The 2,252-nt window shown below is 65.0% G+C and carries 2 protein-coding genes; one reads left to right on the top strand and one right to left on the bottom strand.

Features of this window, described 5'->3' with window-relative positions:
• On the top strand, window positions 1-627 hold a 627-nt coding region (locus ACN27A_RS33975; protein WP_421459041.1), incomplete at its 5' end, for a DUF4436 family protein.
• A 3-nt stretch (window positions 628-630) separates the two neighbouring features.
• Here the strand turns inward: ACN27A_RS33975 and ACN27A_RS33970 are convergent.
• A complete protein-coding gene (locus ACN27A_RS33970) occupies window positions 631-2,166 on the bottom strand; it encodes an APC family permease (RefSeq protein WP_421459038.1) in 1,536 nt (511 codons plus the stop codon).
• Window positions 2,167-2,252 lie beyond the last annotated feature (86 nt).

The raw sequence follows: 2,252 nt of genomic DNA, 5'->3' as shown, positions 1-2,252 counted from the left end.
GACCCGGAGTTCGGGCTGCTCAACACCGAGATGACGGTGCAACTGTTCGCATCGACCGGGCTGGGCGAATACATCTATGCCGAGGAGACCGCACCGGGGGTCGTCACCGTCTCTCTGTGGGCCTGGGGTGACACCAACAGGTACCCGTTCGACACCTACACGACCTCGCCGATCACGGCCAGAGTCACTGCAGGATCAGACGATGCACGGCGCACCGTTGCAGCACGCATGGAAGTCGCCGGCGAGATCCACGGCTGGGAGATCGGCCACGACCATGCCGATTCACCGGGCGGCTACAACCGAGCCAACGACGATGCCATCATTACGTTTTCGCGGTCGCGGGTCATCGTCGCAGTGGCGCTCGGCCTCTGCCTGGTGCTGCTGGCGCTACCGCCGCTGGCGCTCTACGTCGCAGTGAACATCGCCCGGGGCGCCAAGAAATTCCAGCCGCCGATGACCGCCTGGTTCGCGGTCATGCTCTTCGCCGTCATCCCCATCCGAGAAGTGCTCCCCGACAGCCCACCCACCGGAATCCTGATCGACGAGTTCGGAGTCTTGTGGGTGCTCATCTCCCTGGTGACGGCGATGGTCATCTTCGTCGCCGCCTGGGCCCGGCACAGCGACTAGCCACTACGGCTCGTCGACGACCAGGACCGGGGTGTCCTTGCGCAGTGTCCGCCCCAGGAAGAACTCCGGCTGACGGGCCCGCATGATGAACATGAACACCAGACCGAGAACGATCAATCCGAGTCCCAGGATCAACACCAGGCCGACACCGCCGATGCTGGCGCCGCTGCCGTAGTCCGGTGAGGCACTGTCGCGGATCGTGACCACGAAAACACCGAGCAGCCCGAGACCGCCGAGCAGCGGAAACAAGAACTTGAACACGAAGCTCTGGACGTTTTTGAACAGCTCACGGCGGAAGAACCAGATGCAGGCGAACGCGGTCAGGCCGTAGTAGAAGCAGATCATGATGCCCAGCGAGTAGATAGTGTCGGTGAGCACGTTGTCGCTGGTGAAGGTCAGGATCGAGTAGAAGAGCCCCGCGCCGACCCCGGCCGCCACGGTGGAATACGACGGGGTGAAGAAGCGCGGGTGCACGGTGGCGAAGCGCGTCGGGAACGCCTTGTAGGTACCCATCGCCAGCATCGTCCGCGACGTCGGCAGGAACGTGGTGATCAGGCTCGCCGCACTGGAGGCCAGCACCGCCAGGAACAGGAACAGGTGCAGGGGGCCGCCCAGGACCGGTTCGGCCAGCGCCCCGAAGACGTTGTCGGCGATCTCCTCGTTGCCCAGCCCGAGCCCGTCGGTGCCGACGCCGGCATACATCTGGGTGGCCACCGCGACCAGCAGATAGGTCAGCAGGATCGACAACACGCACAGCAGTGCCGCCCGACCCGGGGTCTTGTCCGAATCCTTGGTCTCCTCGTTGACCGTCAGGGCGGTGTCCCATCCCCAGAACGCGAAGATCGAACCGGACAGCCCCGCGATGAACGCCGACACCGTCAGCCCGGCCGGGCTGAACCAGTCCAAGCTGAACGGGATCCCCGTCGGCGACGACCCGGCCTTGACGAGGGCGGTCGCCGCGAACACCAACAGCACCACCATCTGAAAGCCGACCAGGAAGAACTGCACCCGCTCGGTGGTGGTGATGCCGCGGTAGGCGACCGTGGTCGCGATCGCCAGGAACGCCAGACACGTGAGCACGTTGACCGGCTTGTTCTCCCACAGCGCGGCCAGCTGCTCGCTGCCGAACAGATCCCCGACGAACTGGTAGAAGAACTGCACGGCGACGCCGGCCAGGTTGGACAGCACGATGACGGTCGCCAGCACCGCCGCCCAGCCGCCGAGCCAGCCGATGTAAGGCCCGAAAGCCTTGGTCGTCCACGTGAACGAGGTTCCGCAGTCCGGTGCGACCTTGTTGAGTTCACGGTAGGCGTAGGCGGCGAAGAACATCGGCAGGAAACCGGCGATGATCACCACCGCCATCTTGGTGCCCGCCTCGGCGACCAGGATGCCGATCGTCGCAGTCAGGGCGTACGCCGGGGCCACCGAGGAGATGCCGAGAACGGTGCCTCCGAACAGCCCGACTGCGTTGTGGGACAGCCCCTTGTCCTGAAGATCCCCCTCAGGGTGATGGTGTGGGTCGTGCGCCTCGATCTGCATGCTGACCTCGTCGGGTCGAACGGACGTTGACTGCAGCTAACCACGCCCTGAACAGGGAAGCAGCCCCTTCTCCGGGGAGGTGCCCA

Source organism: Micromonospora sp. WMMD737 (assembly GCF_049179055.1).
Lineage (GTDB): Bacteria > Actinomycetota > Actinomycetes > Mycobacteriales > Micromonosporaceae > Micromonospora > Micromonospora reichwaldensis.
This window is presented reverse-complemented; position numbering and strand designations above follow the sequence as displayed.

Excerpts from the sequence above, each read along its gene's own strand:
- ACN27A_RS33970 (WP_421459038.1), bottom strand. The coding sequence starts at position 2,166 with ATGCAGATCGAGGCGCACGACCCACACCATCACCCTGAGGGGGATCTT.